A 26943-nucleotide genomic window follows, 5' to 3' on the forward strand; every position below is an offset into this window, starting at 1 on the left:
ACCTGGAGACAGCGCATGCACGTCCTCGGTATCAACGCACTCTTCCACGACCCCGCCGCCGCTCTCCTCACGGACGGCAGGGTCGTGGCCGCAGCGGAAGAGGAACGGTTCTCCCGCCGGAAGCACGGCAAACGGCCCGTTCCCTTCGCCGCCTGGGAACTACCGGAACAGTCGGCCCGCTGGTGCCTGGAGCAGGCCGGACTCGCGCCGTCCGACCTGGACGCCGTCGCCTACTCCTACGACCCCTCCCTCGCCCGTCCCGCCGAGCGGATGGGGCTGCACGACCCCTGGGACCACCTGCGCCAGGAGTACGCCCGCCAGGCACCCGGCTTCCTCGCCGAGGCGCTGCCCGGCCTGGACCCGGCCAAGGTCCGGTTCGTCCCGCACCACGTGGCGCACGCGGCCTCCGCCGGGCCGGTCTCGCCCTACCCGGACTGCGCCGTGCTCGTGCTGGACGGCCGCGGCGAATGCGGCTCCCATCTGGCCGGCCGGTACACGGACGGACAGCTGACCGTCCTGGGCACGCAGGAACTGCCCGACTCACTGGGCCTGTTCTACGAGGACCTCACCGAGCACCTCGGATTCCTGCGCAGCAGCGACGAGTTCAAGGTGATGGCGCTCGCCTCCTACGGCACCCCGCGCTTCGCCCTCCGGCTGCGCGAGTACGTCCGGGCCGACGACCGCGGCGGCTTCCGGGCCCGTCCCGTGCCCTGGGCGTCCCTGGTGCCGCCGCGCCCGGCGGGCGGCGCCTGGAGCCAGGACCACGCCGACCTCGCGGCCAGCGCCCAGCTGTGCCTGGAGGAGGCCCTGCTCGCCCTCGCGCGCTCGCTGCGCGAACGCACCGGCGAGGACGCCCTCACCATGGCCGGCGGTGTCGCGCTCAACTGCGTCGCCAACACCCGCCTGTACCGGGAGAGCGGCTTCCGGCACGTGTGGGTGCAGCCCGCCGCCGGGGACGCCGGCACGGCGCTCGGCGCGGCCGCCCACGTGGCGGGGGAGAAGGACACGGTGGAGCCCATGCCCACCGCCGCGCTCGGCCGCGGCTGGAGCGACACCGAACTGCGTGACTGGCTGGAGCGGGCGGCGGTGCCGTACGAGGAACCCGCCGACATCGCCGAGACGGCTGCCGAGGCTCTGGCCGACGACGGGATCGTGGCCTGGTTCCAGGGACGCAGCGAGTACGGACCGCGCGCGCTCGGTCACCGCTCGCTGCTCGCTCACCCCGGTCACGCGCGCAACCTGGAACGGCTGAACGCGGTCAAGGGACGTGAGGAGTTCCGGCCCGTCGCGCCCATGGTCCTCGCGGAACGGGCGGCCGAGATCTTCGACGGCCCGCTGCCCAGTCCCCACATGCTGTTCGTGCACGACGTGTCGGCCGGCTGGAGGGACCGTATCCCCGCCGTCGTGCACATCGACGGCACGGCCCGCATCCAGACCGTGGACCGCGCGGACGAACCCCTCGTGGCCCGCGTGATCGACGGCTTCGAGCGGCGGACCGGACTGCCGGTGGTCGTCAACACCAGCCTGAACACCGCCGGCCGGCCCATGGTGGACGACCCCCGCGACGCCTTGGAGTGCTTCGGCTCGGCCCCCGTCGACCTGCTCGTCCTCGGGAACTTCGCCGTCCGGCGCGGAAAGGCCTTCGCATGACCGCCGCCCACTCCTACACCGTCGTCGTCCCGACGATCGGCCGCCCCTGCCTCGCCGCGTGCCTGCGCGCGCTCGCCGCGGCGGACGGGCCCCCGCCGCAGGAAGTGGTCGTCGTCGACGACCGTCCGGGACCCGGCCCCGAACTGCCGCTGGCGGCGGCCGGACGGCTCCGGGACCGGGTCCGCGCCCTGCGCACGGGCGGCCGGGGACCCGCCGCCGCCCGCAACGCCGGCTGGCGGACCGCCGCGACCGCCTGGACGGTCTTCCTCGACGACGACGTCCAGGTGCTGCCGGACTGGTCCCGGCTGCTCGCCCAGGACCTGCGCGAGGCCGGCGAGGACGTCGGCGGTGTCCAGGGACGGCTGCGGGTACCGCTGCCCGCGGACCGCCGTCCGACCGACTGGGAGCGCAACACCAAGGTGCTGGAGGGGGCGGCCTGGGCCACCGCCGACATGGCCTACCGAACCGCCGTGCTCGGCCACGTCGGCGGCTTCGACGAACGCTTTCCGCGGGCGTTCCGGGAGGACGCCGACCTCGCGCTGCGAGCGCTGCGGGCCGGCTGGTCCCTGCGGCGCGGCCGGCGCGTCACCCGCCATCCCGTCCGGCCGGCCCCCTGGTGGGCCTCGTTGCCCGCCCAGCGGGGCAACGCCGACGACGTCCTGATGAACCGGCTGCACGGACCCGACTGGTGGACCCGCGCCCAGGCGCCCAGGGGACGGCTGCGCCGCCACCTGGTGGTGACGGCCGCCGCGCTCGCCGCGGCCTCCTGCGTCCTGACGCGCCGTCACCGGGCCGCCGCCGCCTGTGCGGCCCTGTGGACACTGGGCACCGCCGAGTTCGCCCTCGCCCGCATCCTGCCGGGCCCCCGTACCGCGCGTGAGATCGCCGGGATGCTCGGCACCAGTGTGCTCATCCCGCCCCTCGCGGTCGGGCACCGGCTGCGCGGAGCCGTTCTCCACCGACACGCCGAACCTCTGCGAGGCACTTCATGAGCAGCCGCCGACCTCCTGTCCGCGCCGTCCTGTTCGACCGGGACGGAACCCTCGTGGTGGACGTGCCGTACAACGGCGATCCGGACCGCGTCCGTCTGCTGCCCGGTGCCGCGGAGGCCGTCGGGCTGGCATGCCGCGCGGGGCTGGCCACCGCGGTGGTCAGCAACCAGTCGGCGATCGGCCGCGGTCTGCTCACGGACGAGCAGGTCCGCCGCGTCAACGCACGCGCCGACGAACTGCTCGGTGGCGTCGACGTCTGGGCCGTCTGCCCGCACGCGCCGGACACCGGCTGCGCCTGCCGCAAGCCACGGCCGGGCCTCGTCCTCGCGGCCGCGGCCCGGCTCGGCGTCGCTCCCGCCGAATGCGTGGTGGTCGGTGACATCGCGGCGGACGTCCTGGCCGCGCGAGCGGCGGGCGCGCGGGGCCTGCTCGTGCCGAACGCGGCCACGGTGCCCGCCGAGGTGAAACGTTTCGCCGACGATTGCGCGCCGGACGTCCTCGGCGCGGTGCGCCTGGCGGTGGCGTCCGCCCGGGGCGGCGTCCCGGAGGGGAGGGGACCCCGATGAAGGTCCTCGTCGTCCGACTCGACAGCTTCGGGGACGTGCTGCTCGCCGGACCGGCGGTGCGTGCGGTGGCCGCTCACTGCGCCCACGTGACCATGCTGTGCGGTCCGCGTGGCGCCGACGCGGCCCGGCTGCTGCCCGGCGTCGACGAGGTCCTGGTGTGGGAGGCGCCCTGGGAGGGCTTCGACCCGCCTCCGGTGAGCGCCCCCGACATCGACGGCCTGCTCGCGCGCCTGCGGGCCCGGGACTTCGACACCGCGCTGATCCTCACCTCCTTCCACCAGAGCCCGCTGCCGACCGCGCTGCTGCTGCGGCTCGCGGGAATCGGCCGTATCGGCGCGGACAGCGTCGATCACGCCGGGCGGTTGCTGGACGTGCGCCACCGGCGGCGGCCGGGCCGCCACGAGGCGGAGGCCGCGCTCGACACCGCCGTCGCCCTGGGCTTCTCCCCACCGCCCGGGGACGACGCCCGGCTGCGGGTCCTCCCGCCGCCCGACACCAGCGCCCTGACCGGCTGCGGACCCTACGTCGTCCTGCATCCCGGCGCCAGCGCCCCCGCCCGTGCCTGGGGCCCCCATCGGTGCGAGGAAGCCGTCGCCCTGCTCGCGGACGCCGGGCACCGCGTGGTCGTCACCGGCGGCCCGCAGGAGCGGGCACTCACCCGCAGGGTGAGCGCGGACACCGCGGTCGACCTCGGCGGGCACACCACCCCGCGCACCCTCGCCGGGGTACTGAGCACGGCCGACGTCGTGATCAGCGCCAACACCGGGCCCGCCCACCTGGCCGCCGCGGTCGGCACGCCGGTCGTCTCACTGTTCGCCCCCGTCGTACCGGCCGGCCGCTGGGCGCCGTACGGCGTGCCCGTCATCCTCCTCGGCGACCAGGCGGCGCCGTGCGCGGACACCAGGGCCCGGGTCTGCCCGGTCCCGGGACACCCCTGTCTGAACGAGGTCACCGGACAGGACGTCGTGCGCGCGGTGCACAAGCTCATCCAGGAGCGGAACTCATGAACATCCTCGTCTGGCACGTGCACGGATCCTGGCTCACGGCCTTCGTCCAGGGTCCGCACACCTACCTGCTCCCGGTCACCGAGGACCGGGGCCCGGACGGCCTGGGCCGTGCGGTGACCTGGGACTGGCCGGCGAACGTGCGGGAGCGGACCCCGCGGGAGCTGCGGGACTGCGAGCTCGACCTGACGGTGCTGCAACGCCCGCACGAACTCGACCTGGCGCTGCGCTGGACCGGACGCCGGCCCGGGGTGGACGTGCCGGCCGTGTACGTCGAGCACAACAGCCCCGACGGCTCACCCGCGGACACCCTCCATCCGCTGGCGGGGCAGAGCATGATCCCCATCGTCCACGTCACCCACTTCAACCGGTTGATGTGGGACAACGGCAAGGCCCCGACGGAGGTCGTCGAGCACGGCATCGTCGACCCCGGCCACCTGTGGACCGGCACCGAGCCGCGGGCGGCCGTCGTGGTCAACGAACCCGTGCGCAGGGGCCGCACCACCGGAACGGACCTGCTGCCCCGCTTCGCCCGGTCGGCGCCGCTGGACGTGTTCGGGATGCGCACCGAAGGACTCGCCGACCACCTGGGACTGCAGCCCGAGCGGTGCCGTACCCGCGACCTGCCGCAGCACCGGCTGCACCACGAGATGGCCCGGTGCCGGCTGTACCTGCACCCGGTGCGCTGGACCTCGCTGGGCCTGTCCCTGCTGGAGGCCATGTTCCTCGGCATGCCGGTGGTCGCCCTGGACACCACCGAGGTCCGCGAAGCCGTACCGGAGGGAGCCGGAGTGGTCTCGAACCGCCTCGACGTGCTGGAGGACGCCGTGCGCGGGTTCCTCGCCGATCCGGAGCACGCGCGGCTGACGGGGGAGACGGCCCGGGCCGCGGCACTGGCCCGCTACGGAGGACGGCGCTTCATGGACGACTGGGAGCGCCTGATCAAGGAGGTCACCCGATGACTCGCACCCTGACACCGGCCGGGCACGTCGCCATGGTCTCCGAGCACGCCAGCCCGCTGGCGGCGCTCGGCGGACCCGACGCCGGCGGCCAGAACGTGTACGTGGCGCAGGTCGCCCGCCAACTGGCCGGAAAGGGATACCGGGTCACCGTCTACACCCGCCGTGACTCGACCGGTCTGCCGGACCGCGCGACCCTCACCGACGGGGTCCGCGTGGTCCATGTGCCCGCAGGACCGCCGGTACCCGTACCCAAGGACGAACTCCTGCCCTACATGGGCGAGTTCGGGGCCTTCCTCGCTCGGGAGTGGGCCGTCGCCCCACCGGACGTGGCGCACTCCCACTTCTGGATGTCCGGTCTGGCCGCCCTGTCCGGCGCCCGCGGCCTCGGCATCCCCGTCGTGCAGACGTACCACGCCCTCGGCACGGTCAAGAAGCGCCACCAGGGCGCCGACGACACCAGCCCGCCCCAGCGCGTCATCATCGAGAAGGCCGTCGGACACGCGTGCGCGCGGATCATCGCCACCTGCTCCGACGAGGTCGCCGAGCTCCGGGCGATGGGCCTGCCGCCGGACCGGACCGCGGTCGTCCCGTGCGGCGTGGACCCCGAGCAGTTCACCCCGCTCACCCGGACCCGCCCGGCCGACGGCCGCAGGCGGCTGCTCGCCGTCGGCCGGCTCGTGCCCCGCAAGGGCTTCGACCGGGCGATCCGCGCCCTGGCCGGCATACCGAACGCCGAACTCCTCGTCGCGGGCGGCCCCGAGGCCGACCTGCTCGGCGCCGAACCCGAGGCGGAACGGCTCCGCGCCATCGCCGCCGAGTACGGGGTCTCCGACCGCGTGACCCTGCTCGGCGGGGTCAGCCGCGCCCGGATGCCCGGGCTGATGGCCGGCGCCGACCTCGTCCTGTCGCTGCCCCGCTACGAGCCCTTCGGCATCGTGCCGCTGGAGGCCATGGCCTGCGCCAAACCCGTCGTCGCCAGCGCGGTCGGCGGCCAGCTCGACACGGTCGTCCACGACAGCACGGGCGTCCTGGTCCCGGCCGACGACGACCGCGACCTCGGCGCCGTCATCGGCGCGCTGCTCGACGACCCGCACCGGCTCGCCCGCTACGGCGACGCCGGACGTCAACGGGTCCTGGCCCACTACACCTGGGACCGCGTGACCGAGCTGATCGCCGGAGTCTACGGCGCCGTGTCCTCGACCGCCCCGCTCTCGGAGGTCGTCCGATGAAGACCGCCACCGGCACCGCGCACTGCGACGACCTCATCAAGGCCCTGGAGACGTTCCGCGACCGCGGCCCCGTCGTCGAGCGATGGGGACGGGAACTCGCCCGGCGCCTCGGCTCCGGTGCCCGGCTGCTCGTCGCCGGGAACGGCGGCAGCGCCGCGCAGGCGCAGCACCTCACCGCCGAACTCGTGGGCCGCTACCGGGACGACCGGCCGCCGTTCTCCGCCGTCGCCCTGCACGCCGACACCTCCTCCACCACCGCGATCGCCAACGACTACGGCGTCCAGGAGGTGTTCGCCCGTCAGACCGCGGCCCACGGCCGGCCCGGGGACATCCTGATGCTGCTGTCCACCAGCGGCGCGAGCGCCAACCTGCTGGCCGCCGCCGAGCGGGCCCGCCGCCTCGGCATGACGGTGTGGGCGCTGACCGGTCGGGCGCCGAACCCGCTGCAACTCGGAAGTGACGAGTCGCTGTGCGTCGACGCCCCCGTGGCCGCCACCGTGCAGGAGCTCCACCTGGTGGCCGTCCACATGCTCTGCGAGTTCTTCGACGCGGCGGTGCAGCGCGGCGAGGCGGGCCGGGCACGTCCCGCGAGCCGGTCCGTCGTCTCCCGGAAGGGCTGCACATGACTGCCTCCCCCACACCCCTGCTCGTGGTCGGCGACGCGCTGCTCGACCACGATCTGCGCGGCCGGGCCGAGCGGCTGGCCCCCGACGCGCCGGTGCCCGTCGTGCACGGCGCCCGGCGCAGCTCGCGCCCGGGCGGAGCGGCTCTCGCCGCCCTCCTCGCAGCCGCCGACGGCCGGCCCGTCACCCTGGTCTCCGCGCTCGGCGACGACGAGGCGAGTGGCACCCTGCGGGACCTGCTGGCCGGCCGCGTCGATCTGGTCGAGGTGCCGTTGGACGGCTCGCTGAGCAGCAAGACCCGTATCCTCGCGGGCGATCGGCCGCTGCTGCGCCTCGACGACGGCGAGGGACGCGCCCGCGAGGCGACCGCGGCCGCCGCGGAAGCGGTCGCGGCCGCCACCGGGATCCTGGTCGCCGACTACGGTCGGGGCACCGCCGAAGTCCTCCGGGACGCCCTCGCCACGGCCGCGGGGCACGCACCCCTCGTATGGGACCCGCACCCGCGGGGCAGGCCCCCGGTCCGCGGAGTGCGGCTGGCCACGCCGTCCGCGCGGGAAGCCCGCACGTTCGCCGGGCGGGCGGACGGGCACACCGAGCCCGCCGACGCGGACGGGCTGCGCTCGGCCGGCCGGGACGCCCGCGCCCTGATCCGGGCCTGGCGGGCGCAGAGCGTCGCCGTGACCCTGGGGGAGCGCGGTGCGCTGCTCTCGCACGGCGAGACACCGCTGCTGGTGCCGACCCCGACCACCGCGGCAGGCGACCCGTGCGGCGCCGGGGACCGGTTCGCCGCGACCGCGGCCGGACTCCTGGCCGACGGCGCCTTCACGGAGACCGCCGTGCAGGCCGCGGTCCACGCCGCCACCCACTACGTCGTCGAAGGCGGCGCCCGGTCGGTCGCCGTCGGGACCGAGCCGCAGGCCGGACCCCGGGAAACGCCCGCCGCGGCGGAGGGCACGGCCGATGCCGTGCGCACGGCTGCCCGGGTCCGGGCAGCCGGGGGCACCGTCGTCGCCGCGGGCGGCTGCTTCGACGTGCTGCACGCCGGTCACGTCGCCCTGCTCCAGGCGGCACGCCGCGTCGGCGACTGCCTGATCGTCTGCGTCAACTCGGACGACTCGGTGCGCCGGCGCAAGGGTGCGGGCCGCCCTCTCGTCCCGGCCGTCGACCGGGTACGCGTGCTGCGGGCCCTGGAGTGCGTCGACGCGGTCGTCGTCTTCGACGAGGACACCCCGGAACGGGTCCTGTCCGAACTGCGCCCGCACATCTGGGCCAAGGGCGGCGACTACGCCCTGACCAGCCTTCCCGAGCAGCCTCTGGTGGAGAGCTGGGGCGGACAGGTCCTCCTGCTGCCCTACCTCGACGGCCGCTCCACCACACGGCTCGCCCGCCGCGCCGCGCAGGCACCCGTCCGAGGAGGCGCCCGGTGACGCCTGCCGGCCACACCCCGCGGCCTCCGCGTGTCCTGGTGCTGCGCGCCCTGGGCCTCGGCGACCTCCTGGCCGGCGTGCCCGCGCTGCGAGGCATCCGCCGGGCCCACCCCGGCTGCCAGGTCGTCCTGGCCGTGCCGCCCGGCCTCGCCGAGGCCGCGCACGCCACCGGCGCGATCGACGCCGTCCTGCCCGCCGAGGCGCCCGGCAGGGCCGTGCCGTCGCTCGCGCACTGGCCCGGCCCACCTCCGGACCTGGCGATCGACCTGCACGGCAACGGCCCCGAAAGCCGCGACGCCCTGGCCGCCCTCCACCCGCGCCGGCTGCTCGCCCACGCCTGCCCGGACGGCCCGCCCTGGCGGCCCCACGTCCACGAACGGGAACGCTGGTGCGCCTTCCTGCACGCCTACGGCATCCCCTCCGACCCCGCCGACCTGCTCCTCGCCCGTCCGGCCAGGCCCTCCCCGGCGCCCGGCGCGGTCGTGGTGCACCCGGGTGCGGCGTCGGGCTCCCGCCGCTGGCCGCCCGAGCGGTTCGCCGCCGTCGTGCGGTGCCTGCGCGCCGCGGGACACCGCGTGGTGGTCACCGCCGGCCCCGGTGAGGACGACCTGGCGCGCTCGGTCGCCGCGCGCGGCGGCCTGCGCGCGGCCGACGTACTGGCCGGGGGACTGCCCTTCGGAGAGCTGTCCGCGCTGGTGGCGCAGGCGTCCCTGGTCCTCAGCGGGGACACCGGGCTCGCCCATCTCGCGGTGGCGCACGGCACGCGCTCCGTCACCCTGTTCGGGCCGGTCTCCCCGTGCCTATGGGGTCCGCCGCCCGGCTCCGGCCATCTCGCGCTGTGGAGGCCCGGGCCGCCCGGCGACCCGCACGGCTGCACGGTCGACGCCCGGTTGCGGCGCATCGGCCCCGGAGAGGTAGCCGCCGCCTGTCTGGCATCGCTGCTGCAGGCGGACCCCCGCTCGCGGCGCCGAGGAGCGGAGGCGGCCCGTGTCCACTGACCCGGTCACCGCCACGACCCCCGGCACCGCTCCCGGACCCGATCCCAGGATCACGGTGGCGGTGATCACGCGCGACCGGTGCGCCAGTCTGCTGCGCACCCTCGACGCGCTGGCCGCACTGCCCGAGCGGCCGCCGGTCGTCGTCGTCGACAACTCCCGCGGCGACAGCACATCGAAGGCCGCGCGGGGCCACCCGGCGGTCACCCGCCTCCTGCGCCCCGCCGAGAACACCGGCGCCCTCGGCCGGAACCTCGCCGCCCGTCACGCCCGCACCCCCTACGTCGCCTTCAGCGACGACGACTCCTGGTGGACGGCCGGGTCCCTGCGGCACGCGGCCGACCTCCTGGACCGCCATCCACGCCTGGGCCTGCTCGCCGCCCGCACCCTGGTGGGTCACGAGGCCGCCGACGATCCGCTGAACGCCGTCCTCGCCGACTCGCCCCTGCCCAGCGAGCCGGATCTCCCAGGCCGCCCGGTGCTCGGTTTCCTCGGCTGCGCCTGCGTGGTGCGCCGGGAGGCCTTCCTGCGCGTCGGCGGCTACCACCCGCTGCTGTTCTTCGGGGGCGAGGAGACCCTGCTCGCCTACGACCTCGCCGCCGACGGCTGGGGCGTCGTCTACGAGCCGGACCTGCGCGCCTGCCACCACCCGGATCAGGGAGAGCGCGGCGGCCGCTCGGCGGTCGTCCGCCGGAACCATGTGCTGACGACCTGCCTGCGCCGCCCCTGGCCCGTTGTCCTTCGGGCCGGCGCCGACCTGGCCCTCGCCGCTGCCATGGGTCGGCCCGGCGCCCGCCCGGCCTTGAAGGAGGCCGTCGCCCGGCTGCCCGCCGCCGTCGCCCGGCGCCGCACCCTGCCGCCGCACGTCGAACGGGCCGCCCGCCTGCTGGACGGGCGGGCGGACGGTGGAGGCGCCCGATGACCGAGCACGACCGGGACCGGGCCGACGGCCGGACCACCGTCGTCCTGATCACCCGTGACCGCAGGGACGAACTGCTGCGCACGCTCGGGCAGTTGCGGCGGCTGCCCGAACACCCTCGGGTGATCGTCACCGACAACGCCTCGACCGACGGCACCGCCGAAGCGGTCCGCCGCCACTTCCCGGAGATGACCCTGCTGAGTCCCGGACGCAATCTGGGCGCGGTCGGCCGCAATCTGGCGGTACGGCAGGTCCGGACGCCCTATGTCGCCTTCTGCGACGACGACAGCTGGTGGGAGCCGGGCAGCCTGCGCCGGGCAGCCGACCTGCTCGACGGGCGGCCACGGCTCGCCGCGGTCACCGCGCGGATCGTCGTCGAACCGGACGGCACCGAGGATCCCGTGGTGCGCGAGTTGCGCGAGTCGCCCCTGACCGGACCCGACTGGCTTCCCGGCCCCGCCCTCGGGTCGTTCCTCGCCGCCGCCACCGTGCTGCGCACCGAGGCGTTCCGGTCCGGCGGCGGCTTCCACCCCGGTCTGTGGCTGGGCGGTGAGGAGGAACTGCTCGCCTGCGACCTGCTGCGCCAGGGCTGGTGGCTGAGCTACGCCGAGGAACTCACGGTCCACCATCAGGCGTCCTTGCTGCGCGACAGCACCGAGCGCCGGGTCCTCGGGTTGCGCAACACGCTGTGGTTCACCTGGCTGCGCCGCCCCCTGCTGCCGGCCCTGCGGCGGACCGGCCACCTGCTGCGCACCGTGCCCCGGGACACCGCTTCCGTCCGCGCGTTCGCGCACGCGGCGGCCGGGATGCCCTGGGTGCTGCGCGAGCGCGAGCCCGTGCCCAGAGAGCTGGAACTCCGCCTGAACCGACTGGAGATGGCCCGCAGGACCTCGCCCGCGCGACGGTACGTCGGCTGAGGGGCCGGGCCCGCCGCCGTCGGGCGGCTCGGTCCGGCACGGGTGCCGGACCGAGCCGACCGACGTGGCCGTCGAGCGCCTCCGCCGTCCCGCCGCAGGTCAGCGGGCGGCTCCGAACTCCTGGGTCCAGTAGTTGCCGGGCTGGGCGAGACCGACGCCGATCTCCTTGAAGGAGCAGTTGAGGATGTTCGCCTTGTGGCCGGCGCTGGACATCCAGCCCGCCATGACCTGCTCCGGAGTGGCGTAGCCGTAGGCGACGTTCTCGCCGTAGCTCTGCCAGGTGTAGCCGGCACGTGTGATCCGGTCGCCCGGGGCGGACCCGTCGGACCCGGTGTGCGACATGTTCCGGTGGGCGGCCATGTCCTCGCTGTGCGCCTGGGCGGCCTTGGTCAGCTTCGCGTTCACGGTCAGGGCGGAGCAACCGGCCTTGGACCGCTCGGCGTTGACGAGTTCCACGACGCGAGCCGTGGGCCCGGACGACGTGGCGGTGTCCTTGGACCCACTCGGCTGGGCGGGCGCGGCGGCGTCCGGCGCACTCGGTTGGGCGGGCGCGGCGGCGTCCGGCGCACTCGGTTGGGCGGGCGCGCCGGCGTCCGGCGCACTCGGTTGGCCCGGGGCGGACGGCTCGGCCGGGGACATCGGCGAAACGGGGCTCATCGGGGAGAAGGGGTTGCCCGGCCGGCTCCCGCCGGGGTGGCCCGGCTGGTGCCCGGCGCCGTAGGAGGGACGTTCTCGGTGGGCGGGCGGCCAGCCGTTGCAGGCCAGGGCGGTGGAAGGTATGGCGACGGCGCCCGTGGCGACGGCGGCGACGACTATGCGCCGGTAGTGCTGCTTCTTGCGGTGCGTGCCCATGCGTGACCTCGCTCGGGGTGGGGGGTCGTCATTGTCTGGACGGCTCCGCAAAGGGCGCAAAGGGCCCCTGGTACTAGGCCACCTCGTAGGTTCGCGAGGCCCTTGCGAAAGCGAATACGGGCGTGCTGCTCCCGGATTCCGCGGCCTCCGGTTTCCTGGCGTGCCGTCAGATGTCCCTGGACCGCGCGGGACGGGCGGGAGAGGCGGGGGAGCGCAACGCTGTCGACCCCACCGTGAAGCGCGCTTGCACGAAGACGGACATATCCCATATGTCATCGGAGCGGCATCTACTATGCGGCATGCTTAGTTACCAGATTCACGTGATGGATGTCACGAATTTGTGGTTTCAGGGCACGTCCCGCGTGATGATCGACGGGTCCCGCGTGCTGCGAGGGGCGCGGAGACACGCCAGACTTTTCACTCTTCGTTTTCTTGAGTCGTTCGTGTTTACCGCGTAGGTTCGGCGCATGACCGGACCTCGGACCGAGGCCGCCGCCCGGGAGCTTCGTGGCGCCGGCCTGCGCGTGACCGCCGTGCGGGTGGCGCTGCTCGAGACCGTGCGGGCAGGTGATCACCTCGATGTCGAGGCGATCGCCTCCGGGGTGCGCGAACGCGTGGGTCACGTCTCCCTGCAAGCCGTCTACGAGGCGCTGCGCGCGCTCACCGCGGCCCGGCTCGTGCGCCGTATCGAACCGGCCGGCAGCCCGGCCCGGTTCGAGGGGCGCGTCGGGGACAACCACCACCACGTCGTGTGCCGCTCGTGCGGTGCCGTCGCCGACGTCGACTGCGCCGTCGGGGACGCGCCCTGTCTGACCGCGTCCGAGGACCACGGCTTCTCGATCCACGAGGCCGAGGTCATCTACTGGGGCCTGTGCCCCGCCTGTTCCACCTCCGGCAGTACCTGAGCTCGCGATCCGCCCAGTCCGGAAGGAAGACCATGTCCGAGAACCCCGATGCAATCGTCACCGACGCGAAGACGGAGGGAGCGGGCGGCTGCCCGGTCGCACACGGTCGTGCGGCGCACCCCACCCAGGGCGGTGGAAACCGCCAGTGGTGGCCGGAGCGCCTCAACCTGAAGATCCTCGCCAAGAACCCCGCAGTGGCCAACCCTCTCGGCGAGGACTTCGACTACGCCGAGGCGTTCCAGAGCCTCGACCTCCCTGCCGTCAAACGGGACATCGCCGAGGTGCTGACCACCTCGCAGGACTGGTGGCCCGCGGACTTCGGCCACTACGGCCCCTTCATCATCCGGATGGCGTGGCACAGCGCCGGCACCTACCGGATCAGCGACGGCCGGGGCGGCGCCGGCGCCGGCCAGCAGCGCTTCGCACCGCTCAACAGCTGGCCGGACAACGGGAACCTGGACAAGGCACGCCGTCTGCTGTGGCCGGTGAAGAAGAAGTACGGCCGGAACCTCTCCTGGGCCGACCTCATGATCCTCGCCGGCAACGTCGCCCTGGAGTCGATGGGCTTCAAGACCTTCGGATACGCCGGCGGCCGTGAGGACGTGTGGGAGCCCGAGGAGGACGTCTACTGGGGTCCCGAGACCACCTGGCTCGGCGACGAGCGCTACACCGGCGACCGCGAGCTGGAGAACCCCCTGGGCGCGGTCCAGATGGGCCTGATCTACGTCAACCCCGAGGGCCCGAACGGCAACCCGGACCCCCTCGCCGCGGCCCGCGACATCCGTGAGACGTTCCGCCGCATGGCGATGAACGACGAGGAGACGGTCGCCCTGATCGCGGGCGGTCACACCTTCGGCAAGACCCACGGCGCGGGTCCCGCCGACCACGTCGGCCCCGCCCCCGAGGGCGCCTCGATGGAGGAGCAGGGCCTGGGTTGGCGGAACACCTACGGCACCGGGAAGGGCGGCGACGCGATCACCAGCGGCCTGGAGGGCATCTGGACGGACACGCCGACCACCTGGGACAACAGCTTCTTCCAGATCCTGTTCGGCTACGAGTGGGAGCTGTTCAAGAGCCCGGCAGGCGCCTACCAGTGGCGGCCGAAGGACGGCGCCGGCGCGGGGACCGTCCCCGACGCCCACGACCCGTCCGAGCGGCACGCGCCCACGATGCTGACGACGGACCTCTCGCTGCGGGTCGACCCGGCCTACGAGCCGATCTCGCGGCGCTTCATGGAGAACCCCGAGGAGTTCGCGGACGCCTTCGCGCGCGCGTGGTTCAAGCTGACCCACCGCGACATGGGCCCGGCCGTGCGCTACCTCGGCCCGGAGGTTCCGGCGGAGACGCTGCTGTGGCAGGACCCGCTGCCCGAGGCGGCGTATGAGCAGATCGACGCCGAGGACGCCACCCGGCTCAAGGCCGAGGTCCTCGACTCGGGTCTGTCGGTGCGGCAGCTGGTGTCCACCGCGTGGGCGTCGGCCTCGACCTTCCGCGGCAGCGACAAGCGCGGCGGTGCCAACGGCGCCCGCATCCGGCTTCAGCCGCAGAGCGGCTGGGAGGCCAACGACCCCGACGAGCTGGCGAAGGTGCTGCGCACCCTGGAGCAGGTCCAGGAGTCCTTCAACGCCGCCCAGAGCGGCGGCAAGCGGGTCTCGCTGGCCGACCTGATCGTGCTCGCCGGTGGTGCGGCCGTCGAGCGGGCCGCCAAGGAGGCCGGCTTCGACGTCGAGGTGCCCTTCACCCCGGGCCGCGTGGACGCCTCGCAGGAGCAGACCGACGCGGAGTCCTTCGCCGCGCTGGAGCCCACCGCCGACGGGTTCCGCAACTACCTCGGGAAGGGCCACCGGCTGCCGGCCGAGTACCTGCTGCTCGACCGGGCGAACCTGCTGACCCTGAGCGCCCCCGAGATGACGGTCCTCGTCGGTGGCCTGCGTGCCCTGGGCGCCACTTACCGGGGCTCGCAGCTCGGCGTCCTCACCGCGACGCCCGGCGTGCTGACCAACGACTTCTTCGTCAACCTGCTCGACCTGGGCACGACGTGGCGGGCGACGTCCGAGGGCGCCGGCACCTTCGAGGGCCGCGACGCCGCCACCGGCGAGGTCAAGTGGACGGGCAGCCGTGCCGACCTCGTCTTCGGGTCCAACTCCGAGCTGCGCGCGCTCGCGGAGGTCTACGCGAGCGACGACGCGAAGGAGAAGTTCGTCGAGGACTTCGTCGCGGCATGGGTCAAGGTCATGAACCTCGACCGGTTCGACCTCGCCTGATCGCGGGTGACCACAACCGAACACGCCTGATCACGCCCGACATCGGCTGATCATGACATCGAGGCCGGCCGGCCCGCTCCGGCCGGCCTCGACGTGCTCCCGCTTCCCGCGTCCCGAGGGATTGTTTCGTCCTACACATAAGTGCATAATGCACTTATGCATAAGCGGGTTATGGACCCAGCGGGCCCCGAGGTGTCGCCCGAGGACCTCATGATCGCCGTCGAGCAGATGGTCCGTTACGTACGCCGCAGCGCCACCGCCGGCGGACTGAGCACCGCCGCCTCCTCGGCGCTGTCCCGGCTGGGCCGCGAGGGCCCGCACCGGCTGACCGAGCTGGCGCGGGCGGAAAGCGTGTCCCAGCCCAACATGACCCAGCTCGTGACCCGGCTGGAGCGGGCGGGCCTGGTACGGCGCTCCGCGGACCACAGCGACGGCCGGGGCGTGCTGGTGGAGGCCACCGACGCCGGCCTGGACCTCTTCCAGCGGCGCCGCGCCGAACGCGCCCGGGCCCTCCAGCAGCTCGTCGAGGAACTGCCCGAGGCCGAGCAGCGCGCGGTGCGGGTCGCGCTGCCGGCCCTGGCCCGCGTCATCGAGGACCGCCGGGCGCGCTCCTGACCCGCCAGGCCACCACCGCCCACCTCACAGGAGAGGCGCACATGAGTGCACCGCACGGAAAGGCCGCCGGTCACGGAAAGGCCGCCGGTCACGGAAAGGCCGCCAGTCCTTTCAAACAACCCAAGGCCGTCTGGGCCGTCGCGTTCGCCTGCGTCATCTCGTTCATGGGCATCGGCCTTGTCGACCCGATCCTGCCCGCCCTGGCCGAGAGCCTGCACGCCTCACCCAGCCAGGTCTCCCTGCTGTTCAGCAGCTATCTGATCGTCACCGCGGTCGCGATGCTGATCGTCGGCTGGTTCTCCAGCCGCTTCGGAGCCAAGCGCACCCTCGTCACCGGCCTGGCCGTCATCGTCGTCTTCGCCGCCCTGGCCGGCTCATCGGCATCCATCAACGGCATCGTCGGCTTCCGCGCCGGCTGGGGACTGGGCAACGCCCTGTTCATCGCCACCTCGCTGGCCGTTATCGTCGCCTCGGCCAGTGGCGGCTTCGGCGGCGCGATCATCCTCTACGAGACCGCGCTCGGCCTCGGCATCGCCGTGGGCCCGCTGCTCGGCGGCGAACTGGGCGCCATCAGCTGGCGCGGCCCCTTCTTCGGCGTCGCCGTCCTCATGGCCATCGCCCTCGTGGCCACCCTGGCCTTCGTCCCGAACCTGCCGAAGCCCGAACGCCGCACCTCGCCCCTCGCCCCCCTCAAGGCGCTGCGCCACCGCGGCCTGCTGACCATGGGCATCATGGCCCTGCTGTACAACTGGGGCTTCTTCACCATGCTCGGCTACGCGCCGTACCCGATGGAGCTGGGCGCCCACCAGCTCGGGCTGGTCTTCACCGGCTGGGGCCTGCTCGTGGCCGCCTTCAGCGTCTTCTTCGCCCCGCGCCTCCAGGCCCGCTACGGCACCGCCCCGGTGCTCTACGCCAACCTGCTCGGCCTGAGCATCGTGATGGCCGTCATAGCGGCCGGCGTCGCCACCCCGACGGTCGTCATCGTGGCGGTCATCGTCAGCGGCGCGTTCATCGGCATCAACAACACCCTGACCACCCAGGCCGTCATGCTCGTCTCCCCGGCCGAGCGGCCCGTCGCCTCTTCCGCGTACGGCTTCCTGCGGTTCATCGGCGGCGGCCTGGCCCCCTACGTCGCCGGCAAGCTCGCCGACGCCACCGACCTCAGCGTCCCGTTCTACCTCGGCGCCGCCACCTTCCTCCTGGCCATTCCGGTGCTGGCCTGCGGCCACCCGCTGCTGCGGCAGGCCGAGTCGCGCGCCGGCGAAGGGGAACCCGTCACTGCGACCTTCACGCCCGTCGGCCCCGTGCCGTCCACCGGCACGCCGCCCGTGGTCGTCGCCGTCGGCGCCCACGAAGGGGCCGCCGTGATCGTCGACGCCGCGGCACGGCTCGCCCGCGACACCGGCAGCCCCCTGGAGGTCGTGCACGTCCAGCAGACCGCCGTCGTCGAGGAACAGGCGGCCGACGCCGAGGACTTCGAGCAGGCCCGCGCCACCGTCACCGCCCACCTCGACCGGCTCGCCGCGCGCGGCGTCGTCGCGCGCGGCCAGATCCTCGGCAGCGTCGGCGACCACGCGGCGGCTGGCCGCGCCCTGGCCCGGCACGCCGCCGAGGTGGGCGCGCGTGCCGTGGCGGTGGGCCGTTCGCCGCGCGGCCCGCTCGCCCAGTTCGCCGACGGCAGTTTCACCGCGGCCCTGACCCACGCCGCCACCTGCTCGGTGGTCCTGGTCGACCCCGGCAGCGCGCCTCGGACGTTGACCGCGGCCAATTTGTCCGAACTCCGCGGCGCGGCGAGCTGACCGGCGCCGGGCGCACTGACGGGGACCGCGGGGCGGCCGTCCGCCGCGCGGTCCCGGCCGCGCGGCGAGCGCTACCGGTCGCGGGGCCCGCCGTGCCTGTGGGTGCGGGGGTCGACGGTCAGGGAGCCCGCGGTGACCTCCTCGGGGTCGAGCTCCTTCTGTCCGGGCCGGTCGCCGAGGACCAGGTCCCCGTACAGGTCCTCGAGCCAGGAGGCCTGGTAGATCGTGTCGAGGTAGCGCTCTCCGAGGTCCGGGGCGATGGCCACGGCGGTCAGGTCGCGTGCGTCGTTGCGCGACAGCCACTCCATCGCGCCGCTGACCACCGTTCCGGTGGAACCGCCGAAGAGGAAGCCGCGCCGGGCCAGCCGATGACAGGCGCGGATGGTGTCCGCCTCCTCGACCCGGATCACCTCGTCGACGAAGGACTCGTCGAGGAGCGGTGGGCGCATGCTCATGCCCAGTCCGGGGATCATCCGCCGGCCCGGCTTGCCGCCGAAGGCCACCGAGCCGACGGTGTCCACCGCGACGATCCGCACCGGCCGGTGCCACTCGCGGAAGAAGCGGGCGCAGCCCATCAGCGTGCCCGTGGTGCCCGAGCCGACGAACAGCACGTCGAGACGGGGGAACTGGCGGGCGATCTCCGGCGCGGTTCTGCGGTAGTGGGCCCCCCAGTTGTTCGGGTTGGTGTACTGGCTGAGCCAGACGTACCGCTCGTCGGAGGCGCACAGCGCGCGGACGTAGTCGATCCGCGCGCCGAGGAACCCGCCGTTGGCGTCCAGGTCGGCGATGACGTGCACCTCGCTGCCCAGCGCCTCCATCAGCAGCCGGGCCGACAGATTGCAGCGGGAGTCCGTCACGCAGAGGAACCGGTAGCCCTTGCTGGCCGCGATCATGCTGAGCGCCACACCGAGGTTGCCCGACGAGGACTCGATGAGGATCGAGCGGGGCGTCAGGAGGCCGTCCCGCTCCGCGGCCTCCACCATCTCTGTCGCGGCCTTCATCTTGATCGAGCCGGCGAAGTTGAAGCCCTCGCACTTCAGGTAGAGCGAGCGCCCGAATATCGACCGGAGATCAACATAGAGTTGGCCTTCGTTGAAGGCGTGGGGGGCGGATATGACGGGCACGCTGGCCTCCTGATGCCTGGGCCGAGGGAAGAGACGTTCAGCCGTACCGGCGCAGCTCATGGAAGAAGTCGTCGATGACGTGCAGGTTTCCGGCGCGGGCCACCTCGTCGTAGACGTACTTTCCGACGGCGAGGTCGAGGACCCCCAGGCCGAACGGCGAGAAGATCACCGGCCGGTCGGTGGGCGGATCCACCCGCCCGGTCATGACGTCGTCGAGGGTGCCGTTCAGGAAGTCCCGCCCGCCGGTGAGCTGCTCGGTCAGGTGCGGCGAGGTGCCGGCCTTGAGGCAGTGCTCGACGTCGTCGACGAAGTTGGCCGCCGAGAGCAGCACCTGGGGGGCGAGATCGCGCAGCGACACGTGCAGGACGACCGGATGGTGGGTGAACCAGGCCGGGTCGGTGACGTGCGGTTCGCCGGCGATCGTCGCGAAGACCACCAGGTCGCTGGAGCGGATCAGGTCTTCGGCGCTCTCGTGGACGGTGACCTCCGGGGCGTGCCCGGCGGCACCGGTCTGGCGCAGATAGCCGCAGAACCCGGCGGCGCTGTCGGCGGACACGTCGTACACGCCGACGCTGTCGAAGCTGAAGCCGGTGCCGGTCAGGAAGGTGTGGACGTAGCGCGCGATCAGGCCGGTGCCGAAGAAGCCGACCCGGGTGGGGCGGGGCCGGTTGCGGGTGAGCCAGTCGGCGGCCAGTGCCGCGGACGCGGCGGTCCTGGTGGCGCTGATGATGGAGCTCTCCAGACAGGCGAAGGGGTAGCCGGTGTCGTGGTCGTTGAGGACCAGGACCGCCGAGGCCCGGGGCAGGCCGGCGCCGACGTTGGCCGGGAAGCTGGAGATCCACTTCAGTCCGTCCACGCCCACCGGCCCGCCGACGGAGGCCGGCAGCGCGATGATCCGCGCCGCGGGACGGTCGGGGAAGCGCAGGAAGTACGACGGCGGGTTCACCGTGCTGCCGGAGCCGTGCAGCCGGTAGGTCGCCTCGACCAGCTCCGTGAGCTCCTTCTCGCGCCCGTCGAGCGCTTGTTGGACCTGGGCGCCGGAGATCACGGCGAAGGTCGGCACCGGGGCCGGCCGGGAGGCGGTCGGGTCGGTGGCGGGGGAGGTCACGGGAGTCATCGCCGGCTTCCTTTCGGGGTCGGGCCGTACTCGGCCAGGCGCTGTGGCTCGGCCATGGCGACGAGCACCTGCCGGTCGCCGGTGAAGGCCTCTCTGCTGTGCGCGGTGCGGATGTTGTCGACCACCATCAGGTCGCCGGACTGCCAGGGCTCGCGCCGGGTGTGCGCCTCGTAGGTCTCGTTGAGCAGCTGGACGACGTCCTCGCCGATCGGTGCGCCGTCGCCGAAGCGGGTGTTGAACGGCAGCCCGTCCGTGCCGTACTCGTCCACCAGGTACTCGCGCACCTCCGGGGCCAGCGTCCACTCGTTGAGGAAGGCGATCTGATTGAACCAGCAGCGCCGGCCGGTGACCGGGTGCCGTACCACGGCGCAGCGCCGCTGCCGGGTGCGCAGGCCGCCGTCGGGCTGCCAGGCGAAGTCGATGGCGTGGGCGCGGCAGTAGTTCTCGACGGTCTCGCGGTCGTCGGTGCCGAACGACTCCGCCAGGGACGCCCCGATCTCGTCGTTGTAGCTGCGCGTGAGCAGCCAGCCCTCGCGCTCGAAGCGCTCGGTCAGCTCCGCGGGCAGCGCGTTCAGCACGGCCTCCGCGTCGGCCACCGCGGTCGCCCCGCCCTCGGCGGGCGCGGTCGGGCACGCGAACAGCATCAGCCCTGGCACCTTCAGCGCGTAACTCAGCTCGTGGTGCATGCACATGGGCTGGTTGGCGGGCCAGGCGGTGGAGGAGTACAGCCCGGGGCCGTAGGACTCGCGGGGGGCGAAGGCCTCCCGTTCCGGCATCAGCGGGCCGGCCAGTTCCGTGAAGACGGAGGAGATCTGCTCGGGCTCCCGCAGTCCGAGACCGCGCACGAGCAGTGCTCCGTGCTCGGCGACCCGTGCCCGCAATCCCTCGCGGTGCTCGGCCGCCCATCCGGTCGCGTCCGCAGGGGGCTCGACGCGCAGTACGGGCGGTCTGCCCGGTCGCAGCTCCACCTCCAGGACCGAAGCCGGGGACGAGAACGACATCTCGGATTCCTTTCGTTCGTCACCAACGAGGCCAGGGCGGGCCTCAGCGGTGTTCAGGAGGAGGTCAGCAGTTCGGCGGCGTCCAGTACGGCCGCCGCCGCCGCGGCCGGGCGGGTGCGTGGGAAGTAGTGGCCGCCGTCGGCGAGTTCACGCAGGTCCACCTGTTCGGCCAGGAGCTCCCAGTCCCGCCAGTGGTCACGGAAGCCCGCGGTGCTCGGGTCGTCGGCGGCGACGACCACGGTGACGGGGGCGGCCAGTCTCACCGCCGGAGGGCTGTCCAGGGCGTCGGCGAAGCAGCGGTGCGCCGACACGCAGTCGTGCCGGTAGGCGGCCCCGACGCGCTCGGCGTGCTCCGTGTTCAGCTCGCCCAGCTCCAGGTAGCCGCCGTCCGCACCGAGCCGGGCGGCGATCTGGGCGTCGCCGAGCTGTGTCAACTCGGCGGCGGCGGCGCGTCGTTCGGCGGCCGTGCCGAGCAGTTGGGCGCCGAGGAACACCCGCGTCACCTCCACACCGAGCGCGGAGAGTCTCCGGGCGGTCAGCAGGGCGGGCGCGGCGCCGGAGGAGTGGCCCCACAGCATGACCCGCTTCGGACCGCGCCCGGCGATCTCGGCGGCGACCCGCTCCACCACCTGTTCCAGCGGAGCGAACGGCTCCTCGCCGGCGGCCAGGTCGTGGCCGGGCAGGTCCACGGCGTGGACGGCGACGCCGCTGCCGGCCAGGGCGCTCGCCAGCGGCTGGAAGTTGACCGCGTTGCCGCCCGCGTGGGGGAAGCACACCAGCGCGCACTCGGGGGAAGCCGCGCCCGCCGACAGTGGCTGGAGCAGCTCCGGCCGCTGCCGGGCCGTGCCGTCGAGGCACGCGGCGAGCTCGGCGAGCACCGGGTGCCGGGTGATGTCCTTGAGGGACACCTCGCGGTTCAGGGCGATGGTGAGCTTCACCGCCGACAGGGAGGTGCCGCCGAGGTCGAAGAAGTGGTCCCGCCGGCCGATCGTCTGCCGGGACAGCCCCAGCAGTTCCGCCCACGAGGCCGCCAGCCGCTGCTCGGTCGGGGTGCGCGGGGTGTCGTCGGACTCCCCGGAACCGGCTTGCTCCGCAGCCGGCGCGCTCCGTTCGGCCAGCGCGGTCAGCGCCTTGCGGTCGATCTTGCCGTTGGCGGTCAGCGGCAGCCCGTCCTGCCAGTGGAAGGCCGACGGGACCATGTATGCGGGAAGCGCGGCACCGAGCGCCTCGCGCAACTCCTCCGGCTCAAGTCGCCGGCCGGTGTAGAAGGCGATCAGATGCGTGCTGCGGCCCGCGAGTTCGGCGACGACCACCGCGCCGTCCCGGACCCCGGGAACGCCCAGCAGGGTGTTCTCGATCTCCCCGATCTCGATGCGGAACCCGCGGATCTTGACCTGGCCGTCCCGGCGGCCGAGGAACTCCAGCTTCCCGCCGGGGTGCCAGCGGCCCCAGTCGCCCGCCAGATACAGCCGCTCGCCCGGCCGGTGCGGATCCTCACGGTAGGCCTCACGGGTCCGCTCGGGATCGTTGACGTATCCGCGTCCCACGCACACGCCGGAGAAGGCGATCAGCCCGGGGGCACCGAGCGGTACCGGGGAAAGGTGCTCGTCGACCACGTAGACGCGCACGTTGCCGACCGGGCGTCCCAGCAGCACCCGTTCCGGAACCGCGTCCATGACCTCGTGGTTGGTGTCGTCCGAAGTCTCCGTCAGCCCGTAGGCGTTGACCAGCTTGATGCACGGCTGGAGGGCGAACCAGCGCTGGACGAGCTCCCGCTTCAGCGCCTCGCCGGTCACCGACACACAGGCCAGGTCGGGCAGTTCGCGGGGGTGCCGCTCCAGGTACGAGACCACCACCTCCAGATAGGAGGGAACGACCTGCGCCACGGCGACCCGGCCGCGCACGAGCGTGTCGACGAACCGTTCCACGTCCACGACGGCGTCCTGCTCGACCAGCAGGGTCCGCCCGCCCACCAGCAGCGCGGCCAGCAACTGCCACAGCGAGATGTCGAAGCACTGCGGAGCTGTCTGCGCCACCACCCGCCCGGGACCGATCCCCAGATCGTCGATCTTGGCGTACAGGTGGTTGAGCATGCCCGCGTGCTCGCACATCGCCCCCTTGGGCTCACCGGTGGAGCCGGAGGTGAAGTAGATGTACGCCAGCTGGCCGGGGGAGACCTCCACCCCGAGGTCGTCGTCCGCGTGCGTCTCCGCGTACGCCGTTTCGATCAGCAGCTTCTCGGTTCCCGGCGGCAGCGCGGCCAGCGCGGCGTCCAGAGTGCCGGTGCTGCCCGGTTCGGTCAGCACCAGCCGGCAGCCGGCCCGTGCGAGCGTCGCCTCGATGCGCCCGGCCGGGAAGTGCGGCTCGATCGGCAGGTAGGCACCGCCGGCCTTGAACACCGCCAGCACCGCCGCCAGCCAGTCGAGATTGCGCTCGGTGACCACGGCCACCACGTCCTCCCGGCTCAGACCGCGCGCCAGCAGCGCCCGGGCCAGCCGGTTGGCCCGAGCGTTCAGCTCTCCGTACGTCCACGAGCGCTCGCCGTGCACCGCGGCCACCGCGTCGGGGTGGGCCTGTACGCGCTCCTCGAAGAGCTCGTGCGCCCGCGCGGACGGCAGTTCCCGGCGGGGTCCGGCCAGTCCCTCCAGCTGGTCGCGCGTCTCCTCGGGCGACAGCAGGCTCTGCCGGGTGTGCTCGGCATCCACGTCGGCGGTCATCAGCCGCAGCGCGGTCAGGTGGTAGCCGCAGACCCGGGCCGCGGCCTCGGCGTCCAGTGCGTCCGTGCGGTACCGCAACCGTGCCGTCAGCAGCCCGTCCGGCTCGCCGAAGGCCACCCGCAGCACCGCCTCGGCGGGCAGGGCGCCGCCCCCGGTGTCCGCCAGGTCGAGGACGGCCTCGAACGACGGTCCCGCGAGCCCCAGCTCCCGGCGCAGCTCGTCCACGGGGAAGTCCTGGTGCGTGAGCAGGTCCGCCGCGACACGGTGGGCGTCGAGCACCAGCCGGCGCCAGGACTGCGGCGCGACGGACAGCCGGCAGGGCAGCGGGCCGGAGTCGCGGTTCGTGACGCAGCCCGTCATCACCTCCGGCTCACCGGACAGCGCGGCCAGCACCTTGGCGTGCGCGGCCAGCAGGACCGCGCTGGACGGCACCTTCAGCTCCGCCGCCAGGGCGCGCACCGCCCGCGCCGTCCCGGCCGGCACGGTCTCCTCGTGCTCGGCCTCACCAGCCACCGGCTCGTGTGCCCACCGCGGTACGGCGGTGAAGCCGCCGGCGGTCAGCACCTCGCTCCAGAACTCCCTGTCCGCTGCCTCGAGCGCTCCCATTGAATGGCCTTTCCTCACTTAGCCGTCGGCGCGGCGGGGTTTCCGCCCCATTCCGCGTTCGCTGGGACTTCCTCGCCTTTCATGAGGAAGGAATCGGGCGCCAGTACGGCCCCGTCGCCCAACGTCACGCCGTAGTGCACGTGCGCGCCGACCCCGAGCGTGCAGTCGGAGCCGAGCGTGATGTGGTCCGACTTGAAGGTGCCGTCCTCCTGCGAGTGGCACTGGATCTTGCTGCCCGCGTTCAGCGTGCAGTCGTCCCCGATGGCGGTGAGCGTCCGCTCCGTGATGTAGCAGCCGTCGTCGAAGACCCTGCGGCCGATGCGCACGCCCATCAGGCGCCAGACCAGGCTCTTGAACGGGGTCCCGTTGAAAACCTCGAGCCATTCGTCCGGCACCTTCCACAGCCGCTCGTGCCACCAGAAGTACGGGTCGTAGATGGAGCACAGGCGGGGGCGCAGGGCGCGGAAGGCGGCGACGGCCCGCTCCACCAGGATGAAGTAGCCGGCGGTGACGGCGAGTGTGAGGGCCAGATAGCCGGCGATCACCGCGTGGCCCAGCGTGCCGTACAGGTCGACACAGGCCAGACCGAGTCCCGTGAGCATGGCGGCGAGCACCCAGCGCAGCAGCAGGAAGAGCGCCATGGAGCGGAGGTTGTAACGATTCTTCGCGGTGATGTTACGGCGCAGGGCATCGCCCGTCCTGAGGTGGTCGAAGCGGGTGTCGCGCTCCACCGAGCGGGGGATCTCGAAGCACGGCGAGCCGAGCAGCCCGACGCCCTCGCGCAGTTCGCCGTCGAGGGGGACCATCACCTTCGTCGCGAGCAGGCAGTTGTCGCCCGTCCTGGCTCCCGCCGGATAGGCGATGTTGTTGCCGACGAAGTTGTGCGCGCCGATCGACGCCCGGCTCACCTTGAAGGAGGTGCTGGAGTAGTCGGCGTTGAGGATGGAGAGCCCGTCGGCCACCATCGTCCCGCTGCCGACGGACACCAGGAACGGCGTCTCGTGCTGCACCTCGGTGCCGAAGTTCGAGCCGGTCTGCTCCACCCGGGACAGGTCGTACCCGAGCCGGCGCAGGTAGGGGACGATGTACGAGCTGTCGCCGAAGAGCCAGAGGAAGAACTTGATGTTCGTCAGGCCGGCCACCGTCCGGTGCACCGCGTACTGGAAGCTGTAGAGCGGGTAGACCCGGTCGGGCTTGACGGCCAGGCTCAGCAGCCGGGGCACCATGAACAGCAGGGCCAGGCCCACGACGACCGCGCCGAAGAACAGCACGGCGGACACGGCCAGGGTGTCGGTGAGGAGCTCCGGCACCGTGGACAGGGTCGTCCCCGCGTCCAGCCGGCCGCGCAGCGCCGGCACCTCCGAGAACAGCATGTAGACGCCGCCGACGCCGAACGGCAGGTACAGCAGGAACAGCTGGAGCAGGGAGGTCACCCCGAAGGCGGCCCGCCGCAGCGTGCTGCACCGGGTCGGCTCGACCCTGATGTGGTCGACCGACGTGGGCTGTGCCGGGGAGCCGTGCCGGCGTTCACCGGCCGGTACGTGCTGGCCCCGGTACAGGGCGGAGGCGTGGCCGAGCTGTGAGCGGTCGCCCATCGAGGTGTCGATGTCGAGCACCGACTTCTCGCCGATGAAGACGTCCCGGCCGATGTCGATCCGGCCGGTCTGGATGTGCCCGGCGTGCGCGCGGTAGCACAGGAAGAAGGAGTCCTTGCGGATCACCGTGCCCGCGCCGATGGTGAGCAGGTCGGTGCAGACCGGCACGGAGTGGGAGAGGATCGTGACGTCCTTGCCGATCCGCGCGCCCAGGGCCCGCAGGTACATCACGTACACGGGATTTCCGATGAAGAGAATCATCGGGTTCGCGTGCAGAAGCGCCTTGACGATCCAGAAGCGGAGATAGGCCGCACTCCACACCGGGAACTCGGCCGGCTTCCAGCGGCCGACGAGGATCCACTTGGCCGCGATCGGGAAGACGCACACGAGGAGAAATCCGCCGGTCCCGAACACGAGTGACCGGAGATAGATGTCGACGAAGCCCGATGCCGAGGCGATCCACTCGTAGGCCCGGACGGTGGCCATTCCGACGACGACTGAATATCCGAGGAAAATGAGCAATTGGGCTGTTCCGCACAGCACGTAGCGCGTCGTGCTCGGTGCCGTCCCGGCCGGTGCCGACGTCCCGCTCGCGGGTGCCGCCGGGGCCGCAGGTACCGGTGAGTCCTCCACGGGGGGTGGAGTGGTGTCCGCGAGGGCCGCCGCCAGGCTGCGGACCGTGGGGTTGCGGTAGATGTCCTTCATGGACACCGACGGCAGATCGGGTCTTTTCCGGACCCGTGCGCAGAATTGTGCCATGACCAGGGAGTTGGCGCCCAGGTCGTCGAAGAAATTGCTGTCGGGTGGAACGTGTTCGGCGTGTACGACGTCCGCCAGCATTCCTGCGAGTTCCCTCTCGGTCTCTGCCGTCGCCGGGATGGTGCCTGCATGCCCGGCGATCACCGGTTCGTCCGGCCCGGGCATCACGATGTCGGCAGACTTCTCCACCATGCGAGCTCCCTGAAAGAAAGGTCGAAAACCATCGGCCAGCGGTGCCCGGTCTCCGGGACCGTGCGTTTTCGCCTGATCACGAAACCATGGATCAGTCTTGTTCGGTCACCGCG

General features: G+C 73.1%; 21 protein-coding genes. 15 read left to right on the forward strand and 6 right to left on the reverse strand.

Annotated elements, in window-relative coordinates; all coding sequences use genetic code 11:
• Positions 1-15 precede the first annotated feature (15 nt).
• From ACFY4A_RS11780 to ACFY4A_RS11830, 11 genes are read left to right on the forward strand one after another with little or no spacing between them, the layout of a single operon-like run.
• Positions 16-1650: a carbamoyltransferase gene (locus ACFY4A_RS11780; RefSeq protein ID WP_390829248.1), complete on the forward strand. Its 1635-nt coding sequence runs from the start codon at positions 16-18 to the stop codon at positions 1648-1650.
• Entirely contained in the window at positions 1647-2642 is a 996-nt protein-coding gene (locus ACFY4A_RS11785; RefSeq protein WP_390829249.1) for a glycosyltransferase family 2 protein, read from the forward strand. The genes ACFY4A_RS11780 and ACFY4A_RS11785 overlap by 4 nt, the downstream gene beginning before the upstream one ends.
• The gene (locus ACFY4A_RS11790; protein ID WP_390829250.1) at positions 2639-3208 is read left to right on the forward strand and encodes a D-glycero-alpha-D-manno-heptose-1,7-bisphosphate 7-phosphatase; all 570 of its coding nucleotides are present in this window, start codon (positions 2639-2641) and stop codon (positions 3206-3208) included. Before ACFY4A_RS11785 ends, ACFY4A_RS11790 begins: the two co-directional genes overlap by 4 nt.
• Positions 3205-4215, forward strand: a complete 1011-nt coding sequence (locus ACFY4A_RS11795; protein ID WP_390829251.1) for a glycosyltransferase family 9 protein — start codon at positions 3205-3207, stop codon at positions 4213-4215. The genes ACFY4A_RS11790 and ACFY4A_RS11795 overlap by 4 nt, the downstream gene beginning before the upstream one ends.
• Complete coding sequence (locus tag ACFY4A_RS11800) at positions 4212-5174, forward strand: glycosyltransferase (protein ID WP_390829252.1); 963 nt, start codon at positions 4212-4214, stop codon at positions 5172-5174. Before ACFY4A_RS11795 ends, ACFY4A_RS11800 begins: the two co-directional genes overlap by 4 nt.
• Positions 5171-6403 carry a glycosyltransferase gene (locus ACFY4A_RS11805; protein WP_390829253.1) on the forward strand — a complete coding sequence of 411 codons (1233 nt, stop codon included), beginning with the start codon at positions 5171-5173 and terminating at the stop codon, positions 6401-6403. The genes ACFY4A_RS11800 and ACFY4A_RS11805 overlap by 4 nt, the downstream gene beginning before the upstream one ends.
• A complete protein-coding gene (locus tag ACFY4A_RS11810) occupies positions 6400-7029 on the forward strand; it encodes an SIS domain-containing protein (RefSeq protein WP_390829254.1) in 630 nt (209 codons plus the stop codon). The genes ACFY4A_RS11805 and ACFY4A_RS11810 overlap by 4 nt, the downstream gene beginning before the upstream one ends.
• Positions 7026-8453, forward strand: coding sequence for a PfkB family carbohydrate kinase (locus ACFY4A_RS11815; RefSeq protein WP_390829255.1), 1428 nt, complete (start codon positions 7026-7028; stop codon positions 8451-8453). The genes ACFY4A_RS11810 and ACFY4A_RS11815 overlap by 4 nt, the downstream gene beginning before the upstream one ends.
• Entirely contained in the window at positions 8450-9451 is a 1002-nt protein-coding gene (locus ACFY4A_RS11820) for a glycosyltransferase family 9 protein (RefSeq protein WP_390829256.1), read from the forward strand. The genes ACFY4A_RS11815 and ACFY4A_RS11820 overlap by 4 nt, the downstream gene beginning before the upstream one ends.
• Positions 9441-10370, forward strand: coding sequence for a glycosyltransferase family 2 protein (locus ACFY4A_RS11825; protein ID WP_390829257.1), 930 nt, complete (start codon positions 9441-9443; stop codon positions 10368-10370). Before ACFY4A_RS11820 ends, ACFY4A_RS11825 begins: the two co-directional genes overlap by 11 nt.
• Entirely contained in the window at positions 10367-11284 is a 918-nt protein-coding gene (locus ACFY4A_RS11830; protein ID WP_390829258.1) for a glycosyltransferase family 2 protein, read from the forward strand. Before ACFY4A_RS11825 ends, ACFY4A_RS11830 begins: the two co-directional genes overlap by 4 nt.
• A 99-nt stretch (positions 11285-11383) precedes the next feature.
• Here the strand turns inward: ACFY4A_RS11830 and ACFY4A_RS11835 are convergent, their stop codons facing one another.
• Positions 11384-12136 carry a CAP domain-containing protein gene (locus ACFY4A_RS11835; protein WP_390829259.1) on the reverse strand — a complete coding sequence of 251 codons (753 nt, stop codon included), beginning with the start codon at positions 12134-12136 and terminating at the stop codon, positions 11384-11386.
• A gap of 467 nt (positions 12137-12603) precedes the next feature.
• Here ACFY4A_RS11835 and ACFY4A_RS11840 point away from each other — a divergent pair, with 467 nt between their 5' ends.
• The 4 genes from ACFY4A_RS11840 to ACFY4A_RS11855 all read left to right on the forward strand — a co-directional run bounded on the left by ACFY4A_RS11840 (position 12604) and on the right by ACFY4A_RS11855 (position 17719).
• Positions 12604-13041 (forward strand): Fur family transcriptional regulator, encoded by a 438-nt coding sequence (locus ACFY4A_RS11840; RefSeq protein ID WP_390829260.1) that lies wholly within the window; start codon positions 12604-12606, stop codon positions 13039-13041.
• A 32-nt stretch (positions 13042-13073) separates the two neighbouring features.
• Positions 13074-15305, forward strand: a complete 2232-nt coding sequence (gene katG / locus ACFY4A_RS11845; protein ID WP_390829261.1) for a catalase/peroxidase HPI — start codon at positions 13074-13076, stop codon at positions 15303-15305.
• Positions 15306-15461: 156 nt separating this feature from the next.
• On the forward strand, positions 15462-15920 hold the full coding sequence (locus tag ACFY4A_RS11850) for a MarR family winged helix-turn-helix transcriptional regulator (protein ID WP_390829262.1): 459 nt from the start codon (positions 15462-15464) through the stop codon (positions 15918-15920).
• A gap of 41 nt (positions 15921-15961) precedes the next feature.
• On the forward strand, positions 15962-17719 hold the full coding sequence (locus tag ACFY4A_RS11855) for an MFS transporter (protein ID WP_390829263.1): 1758 nt from the start codon (positions 15962-15964) through the stop codon (positions 17717-17719).
• 71 nt (positions 17720-17790) lie between these two features.
• On the opposite strand, the gene sbnA is transcribed toward ACFY4A_RS11855, so the two are convergent.
• The 5 genes from sbnA to ACFY4A_RS11880 are packed head-to-tail and all read right to left on the reverse strand — an operon-like array spanning position 17791 to position 26830.
• Positions 17791-18843 carry a 2,3-diaminopropionate biosynthesis protein SbnA gene (gene sbnA, locus ACFY4A_RS11860; protein WP_390829264.1) on the reverse strand — a complete coding sequence of 351 codons (1053 nt, stop codon included), beginning with the start codon at positions 18841-18843 and terminating at the stop codon, positions 17791-17793.
• Positions 18844-18880: 37 nt separating this feature from the next.
• A complete protein-coding gene (gene sbnB / locus ACFY4A_RS11865) occupies positions 18881-19960 on the reverse strand; it encodes a 2,3-diaminopropionate biosynthesis protein SbnB (RefSeq protein WP_390829265.1) in 1080 nt (359 codons plus the stop codon).
• Positions 19957-20961 (reverse strand): TauD/TfdA family dioxygenase, encoded by a 1005-nt coding sequence (locus ACFY4A_RS11870; protein ID WP_390829266.1) that lies wholly within the window; start codon positions 20959-20961, stop codon positions 19957-19959. Before ACFY4A_RS11870 ends, sbnB begins: the two co-directional genes overlap by 4 nt.
• Positions 20962-21014: 53 nt before the next feature.
• Positions 21015-24284, reverse strand: coding sequence for an amino acid adenylation domain-containing protein (locus tag ACFY4A_RS11875; protein WP_390829267.1), 3270 nt, complete (start codon positions 24282-24284; stop codon positions 21015-21017).
• Between the two features lie 14 nt (positions 24285-24298).
• Positions 24299-26830 carry a Pls/PosA family non-ribosomal peptide synthetase gene (locus ACFY4A_RS11880; RefSeq protein ID WP_390829268.1) on the reverse strand — a complete coding sequence of 844 codons (2532 nt, stop codon included), beginning with the start codon at positions 26828-26830 and terminating at the stop codon, positions 24299-24301.
• Positions 26831-26943: the final 113 nt, after the last annotated feature.

Origin of the sequence: Streptomyces sp. NPDC001292, from assembly GCF_042896465.1 — a bacterium.
Taxonomy (GTDB): Bacteria; Actinomycetota; Actinomycetes; order Streptomycetales; family Streptomycetaceae; genus Streptomyces.